At 36.3% G+C, this 6746-nt stretch carries 8 protein-coding genes; all 8 read left to right on the top strand.

The genetic code is table 11. The annotated features are described in order from the left end of the window. The first annotated feature begins 349 nt into the window (after window positions 1-349). The 8 genes from AMS59_RS20580 (at window position 350) to AMS59_RS20545 (ending at window position 6377) form a co-directional block, all read left to right on the top strand. On the top strand, window positions 350-670 hold the full coding sequence (locus AMS59_RS20580; protein ID WP_053485588.1) for a helix-turn-helix transcriptional regulator: 321 nt from the start codon (window positions 350-352) through the stop codon (window positions 668-670). Then, entirely contained in the window at window positions 670-1728 is a 1059-nt protein-coding gene (arsB, locus tag AMS59_RS20575; protein WP_053485587.1) for an ACR3 family arsenite efflux transporter, read from the top strand. The genes AMS59_RS20580 and arsB overlap by 1 nt, the downstream gene beginning before the upstream one ends. 21 nt (window positions 1729-1749) lie before the next feature. Then, window positions 1750-2169 (top strand): arsenate reductase (thioredoxin), encoded by a 420-nt coding sequence (arsC, locus tag AMS59_RS20570; RefSeq protein ID WP_053485586.1) that lies wholly within the window; start codon window positions 1750-1752, stop codon window positions 2167-2169. 1 nt (window position 2170) lies between these two features. Then, window positions 2171-2530: an arsenite efflux transporter metallochaperone ArsD gene (gene arsD / locus AMS59_RS20565; protein ID WP_053485585.1), complete on the top strand. Its 360-nt coding sequence runs from the start codon at window positions 2171-2173 to the stop codon at window positions 2528-2530. A gap of 1 nt (window position 2531) precedes the next feature. Next, complete coding sequence (arsA, locus tag AMS59_RS20560; protein ID WP_053485584.1) at window positions 2532-4301, top strand: arsenical pump-driving ATPase; 1770 nt, start codon at window positions 2532-2534, stop codon at window positions 4299-4301. Next, window positions 4298-4579: a Fe-S cluster assembly protein HesB gene (locus tag AMS59_RS20555; protein ID WP_053485583.1), complete on the top strand. Its 282-nt coding sequence runs from the start codon at window positions 4298-4300 to the stop codon at window positions 4577-4579. The genes arsA and AMS59_RS20555 overlap by 4 nt, the downstream gene beginning before the upstream one ends. A 104-nt stretch (window positions 4580-4683) precedes the next feature. After that, window positions 4684-4884: a hypothetical protein gene (locus tag AMS59_RS20550; RefSeq protein WP_053485582.1), complete on the top strand. Its 201-nt coding sequence runs from the start codon at window positions 4684-4686 to the stop codon at window positions 4882-4884. Window positions 4885-5021: 137 nt separating this feature from the next. Next, a complete protein-coding gene (locus AMS59_RS20545) occupies window positions 5022-6377 on the top strand; it encodes an NAD(P)-binding domain-containing protein (RefSeq protein WP_053485581.1) in 1356 nt (451 codons plus the stop codon). The last annotated feature ends 369 nt before the right edge of the window (window positions 6378-6746 follow it).

Here is a 6746-nt window from a genome sequence, read left to right as displayed (position 1 = left end):
CATGTCTTCGTTTTTACTCTAAAAAGGCGGGAGAATAAATCTGAAATTTCAGTTAAAATTCATGCGACGGTAGTGAATAAATATTAATTTTTAAAAAATCTCTCAAATATATCTAAAGGTGATGTCGTCAAAGTTTTAAAGTAACAATTATGCTAAACTCCCAAAGTGTACATTGAAAACATAAAGCAGCTTTAAAAAAATTATCTAAATTGATTAAAAACAATTGCAATATTTGTTTAGTCAGCATAATATAAGTGTATAGTTATATATTAATTTAATCACCTGTAATTGGTTGGGTGATTTTATTTAAAATAAAACATAAGCAAATGATTATATAAGGAGAGCAGATATGGAAAACACACTAATAGAAAAACAATTAAAAGCAGCAGCTGATTTGAACCGTATTAAATTACTGGCATGTATGAAAAATGGGGAGGTTTGTGTATGTGATTTTGTAGATGTTTTAGGGATTTCACAACCAGCAGTTAGTCAGCATCTTCGAAAATTAAAGGAGGCAGGCATTATTACTGAACGAAAGGTTGGTACATGGAAACATTATCGTTTAGTCGAGGAACAGACGCCACTTATGAAAGGTATTTTAGAACAAATTGATCCATTAAATGGATGTAATTGTGGCTCTGACTGTACACACATAGGGGAGGAAAATTAATGGGTAATGATTCTTTAACAAAACAGCTTTCGTTTCTAGATCGCTACCTCACTCTTTGGATTTTTGTTGCAATGGGGATTGGCGTTTTATTAAGTATCACAATGCCTAATATTGGTGAAGCATTAGAATCTATGTCAGTTGGCACGACATCTATACCTATTGCCATAGGGCTGATTGTCATGATGTATCCACCTTTGGCAAAAGTAAAGTATGAGGAAATGTGGCGTGTGTTCAAGGATTGGAAAGTTCTTTTATTGTCACTATTCCAAAACTGGTTACTTGGTCCGTTTCTAATGTTCTTCTTAGCCATTATATTCTTGAGAGACTATCCAGAGTATATGGCTGGGCTCATTATGATAGGGTTAGCTCGATGTATTGCAATGGTAATTGTATGGAATGATTTAGCTCGTGGAGATCGAGAATATGTAGCTGGTTTAGTCGCATTTAATTCTATTTTTCAGATCGTAACATATTCGGTTTTTGCTTACTTTTTCTTAAATGTATTACCTGGTTGGTTTGGATTAGAGAATTTTAATGTATCCATTTCCATGTGGGAAATTACGAAAAGCGTTCTTATTTACTTAGGGATACCATTTGCTGCTGGATTCCTAACACGATTGATAGGTATCAAAACAAAAGGGAAACAATGGTATGAGGAAAAGTTCTTACCGAAGATTTCGCCACTTACTTTAATTGCACTTCTTTTCACAATTGTCATGATGTTTGCATTAAAGGGAGAGAAATTAGTGGAACTACCACTTGATGTAGTACGAATTGCGATTCCATTATTTATTTACTTTATTGTGATGTTTGCAGTTTCATTCTTTTCTTCACGTAAAGCAGGGGCGTCTTATCCTGTCACAGCAGCCCTTTCTTTTACAGCTGCTAGTAACAACTTTGAGTTAGCCATTGCTGTAGCTGTAGGCGTTTTTGGACTTCATAGTGGAGTAGCTTTTGCCGCTGTTATTGGTCCACTTGTTGAAGTACCGGTACTCATTGGACTTGTATGGGTTGCTCTACGATGGCAAAAGAAATATTTTAAAACTATTAAATTATAAGAATTATAAGGAGCACTTAATATGACAAACACACTTTATTTCTTATGTACAGGGAACTCTTGCCGTAGTCAAATGGCTGAAGGGTGGGCAAGAAAATTATTGCCTACAGATTGGACAGTTAAAAGTGCTGGTATAGAAGAACATGGTGTAAATCCGAAAGCTATCAAAGCTATGGCAGAGGTAGGCATTGATATTTCGAATCATGCGTCTGATCTAATTGATTTTGAGACATTAAATAATGCAACACTAGTTGTTACTCTTTGTGGAGATGCAGTAGATAAATGTCCGATTACACCACCTCACGTTCGTCGTGAGCATTGGGGCTTTGAAGATCCAGCGAAAGCCTCAGGTACAGAAGAAGAAAAGTGGGCAGTTTTCCAAAACGTACGTGATGCTATTGGAAAACGGATAGAACAATTTGTTGCAGAGGAGTCGAAATAAAATGAAAAAAATTCATATTTATGAACCAGCAATGTGCTGTTCTACTGGCTTATGTGGACCATCTATTGACCCAGAGTTATTACGCATGTCATTTGTAATGAATAATTTAAAGAAAACAGATATAGAAGCTGAACGATTTAATCTAACAAATGAACCAAATGACTTTGTAGAAAACGACGCCATCAATCAGCTTCTAATGTCAGAAGGAATGGATGCCCTGCCTGCAACATTTGTTGATGGAGACTTACTTTGTAAAGGGAAGTATCCTACAAATGAACAATTTTCACAGTGGTCAGGACTTTCAGAAGAAGAACTATTACAAAAACCAAAAGTACGCTTATCACTAAAAGGAGATGCGTAAAATGGAACGCTTTACAAGAAGTCATTTCCCTGATACCCCGTTCTTGTTTTTCACGGGGAAGGGGGGCGTTGGAAAAACATCAGTTGCTTGTAGTCTATCAATAGCCATTGCAAATGAAGGGAAAAAAGTACTTTTAATTAGTACAGATCCCGCATCCAATTTACAAGATATTTTCGGCCAAACGCTTTCTAATACCCCGACAAAAATTGAAGGTATAGACAATTTATTTGCATTAAATTTAGACCCTGAACAAGCAGCACAACATTACAAAGAACAAATGGTTGGTCCATACCGCGGGAAACTTCCTGATGTAGTCCTTCAAAATATGGAGGAACAACTTTCAGGCGCTTGTACTGTTGAAATTGCTGCTTTTAATGAATTTGCAACACTATTGACGGATAGTTCAGTGATTGTAAATTTCGACACAATCGTGTTTGATACAGCTCCTACAGGGCATACATTACGTCTATTACAGCTACCTTCTGCGTGGTCTACATTTCTAGATGAAAACACGACTGGAGCATCTTGCTTAGGCCCATTAAAAGGACTGGAACCACAACGCGAAATCTATAAAGAGGCTGTTGAGCGTTTAAAAAGCGCCGAACAGACGACATTGATGCTTGTGACACGTCCAGACGAAAACCCTTTAAAAGAGGCAGCACGTGCTTCTCATGAACTGTTTGAAATCGGTATTCAAAATCAGATTTTACTAGTTAACGGATATATGAAAAATGTTTGTTCTAATGACGAAATTGAGAAGGCATTCATTTCCCGTCAAGCCGAGGCATTAGAGGTGATTCCTAAAGAGTTACAACAATTTGAACAATACTACTTACCGTTTGTACCATTCTCATTATCAAGTATGGAGCGTATGCAAGCATGGATGACAGACCAGGATGTCGCACATGATAATGAATCAGAAAAAGGTACGAAGATTCCTGAAGTTGAAGAGATGATTGCAGATTATTTAGAACGTAAACCGAAGCTTATATTTACAATGGGTAAAGGTGGTGTTGGCAAAACAACAGTTGCTTCGTATATTGCCCTACGCTTAGCAGAAGAAGGTATGCGCGTTCATTTAACTACGACTGATCCAGCAGCGCATTTAAATTGGACGTTCGGTGATGACAAAGTTAAAAATGTTACGGTAAGTCGTATTGATCCAAAAGTAGAAGTTGCAAATTATGAAATAGAAGTCCTTGCAAAAGCAAGTGAAACGATGAATGAAGAAGGCTTAGCATTTGTGAAAGAAGACTTGGCTTCTCCTTGTACTGAGGAAATTGCCGTATTCCGAGCATTTGCCAATGTTGTAGAAAATCATCAAGATGAAGTCATTGTTATTGATACAGCACCAACTGGCCATACGTTGTTGTTACTAGATGCGACAGAAGCTTACCATCGTGAAATAAGCCGTTCGCAAGGTGAAATCCCTTCAGCTGTTTCAAACTTGTTACCACGGTTACGTGATGCAAGTTATACAAGTGTAGCAATCGTAACACTGCCTGAAGCAACACCTGTTTTTGAAGCAACACGTTTACAGGAAGATTTACAGCGAGCTGGTTTATCTATTGGTTGGTGGGTTGTCAATCAGACATTTTCATCTATCAAAACAACAAGTCCAACATTAATACAAAAACAACAAGCCGAAACAAAATGGCTAGAAGAAATCAAATCCATCAGCAACAATCAATTCGTGGCAATCCCATGGGTAAAAACGCCACCAGTTGGAACAAAAGGGTTACATGAACTTAAAGGAGAGACAATTAAATGAAAATCAGTCCAGAAGGTAAAAATTATATTGAGCAGGTATTAGCTGATTCAGGGGTGAAAACACTTCGTTTCTTCGGTATTGCAGGATGCTGCGGAGTTAATTTAGGTGTAGGCATAGAAGCACCAACAGAAGATGATGCTGTACAGACAATTGAAGGTATCGAAGTTGCCATTCATCCTGATATTGCACCACAATTATCAGATGTTACGATTCATGCAGAGGAAGAGAATGGTGAACTAGGTTTAGTGTTAGTAGGATATTCACCAAAATCTTGCTAAAGAATAATTTTGAATGAAAAGTGAAGAAGATATTCGTGTGAATGTAAATGAAATTACATTGTCTAAACATTTGTTCAAGCCGTTGAATAAGAGGATGAAACGCGATGACAGTTAATCATGCTAGTGTGTTAACAAAAGAATATTTCATTTCTTATTTGACTTTGATTATGACTAGTAGAGAATATACATTAGCTCAAGCTAAATCATTTGCCCTGGATTTCTTCTTTAAAGGAGATATTGAACGCTATGGTTCTTCAACATGGTCCCAATTCGAGAAAGCTATAAAAGAAATTGAGAATGAATGAAATAGAAGTATGTTAATTACTTCATTACAAAACTTTTTAAATAAAATTTACGTCTAGCTTAATGCTAGACGTAAAAAATACACTGTATATAAGAAAATGCTTATGTTGAAAAAATTATAGAGAAGAAGGGTTAATTTATGAAAACACTTAAAATAATCAAACAAAATGATTCCTGCTGTACTATTGCTAAGGACATTGAGGTAGAAGAAACTTTTAATGAATTAAATAAGAATTTACCTACTGTGATAATTGGTGCTGGTCCAATCGGGTTAGCTGCAGCTGCTCATTTAGTGGAACAAAATCAGTCCTTTATTTTATTAGAGGCTGGTAAAGAAATTGCTCATAATATTCGTACTTGGGGTCATGTCACATTATTTTCTCCATGGCGATATAACATCAATAAAGCTGCTAAAGCTTTACTAGAGGACACGGATTGGAAAGCGCCTGACTTAGAAACTATACCGACAGGACATGAGTTAATTGATCTCTATTTAAAGCCTTTGGCAGAGTTAGCGCAAATAAAATCTTACATTCAACTAAACTCAAAAGTAGTGGGGATCTCACGTCAATTGAATGATAAGATGAAATCAAAAAATCGAGTAAATCAGTCCTTTAAGATTTATGTTGAAAAGGGAAACGACGTAAAGATTATTGAGGCGAAAGCTGTTATTGATGCAACAGGTACGTGGGGAAATCCGAATCCAGCAAACTCAACAGGTGTTTGGCTACAAACTGAAAAAGTATTAGCAGATCATATCGAGTATGGAATTTCAGATATAAAGGTGAACTCTACAAGATACGCTAATAAGAAGATTGCTGTTATTGGAGGCGGTCATTCAGCTATCAATACCTTATTATCTTTGGCTGAATTACAAAAAGAGAATCCTTCAACGAAACTTGTTTGGATTATGCGTAAAAAATCTGTAGAAGAAGCATATGGTGGCGAAGAAAAAGATGAATTGGAAGCACGTGGTGCTCTGGGTATACGTATTCATGAATTAGTAGATACAGGTAAGATTGAAGTAGTTACACCATTCTGTATTTCAATGGTGAAAAAAGATGGAAAAATAAATATTGTTGGTACTTTAAATGGAGAACAGAAAGTATTAACAGGATTCGATGAGCTCATTGTAAATGCAGGAAATAGACCAGATTTTACAATAAACAGCGAACTACGTCTTTCCATTGATAATGTAACAGAGAGTGTGCAAGCATTAGCACCACTAATTGATCCTAATGAGCATAGTTGTGGAACGGTTCGAGCGCATGGAGAAGAGATACTACGACAACCAGAAAAGGACTTCTATATTGTCGGTGCAAAAAGTTATGGACGCGCACCAACATTTTTAATGGCAACAGGCTATGAACAAGTCCGTTCAATAACAGCTTATTTATCTGGCGATGAAGAAGCCTCAAAACGTGTGGAATTGGAATTGCCAGAAACGGGCGTATGTAGTATAAATCTTGTCAATCAATCAAATACATGTTGTTAATTGGAATGGGGGATATGTTTGTTTGATCAGCTATTTATAGTGGGAATATATTTGTTAATTATTTTAATACTTTCATATTTTACACTTGAATATCTGAAAAATAAAATTAGTAAGCAACATTTTCTAATATGGTTAATTGGTGTTTTTTTAACTGGACCTATAGCATTTATTATATATGTCATTTGGGATAAGAAAAAAGAAGCATAACTAGTACAAATATAAAATGAGGTAAATCCGATGTGGAAAATCTATAACGTTTAATTACTTGACTGTTAGCGAAAGCTAGCAGTCCTTTTTGGTGTGCCCGGCATGCGCATGAACTATAGGGTGAAAGTCCCGAACCCCGAAGACAGAAGTAGAGGTTAGCCA

It is taken from the genome of Lysinibacillus sp. FJAT-14745, assembly GCF_001275675.1.
In the GTDB taxonomy this organism is placed as follows: Bacteria; Bacillota; Bacilli; order Bacillales_A; family Planococcaceae; genus Lysinibacillus.
This window is presented reverse-complemented; position numbering and strand designations above follow the sequence as displayed.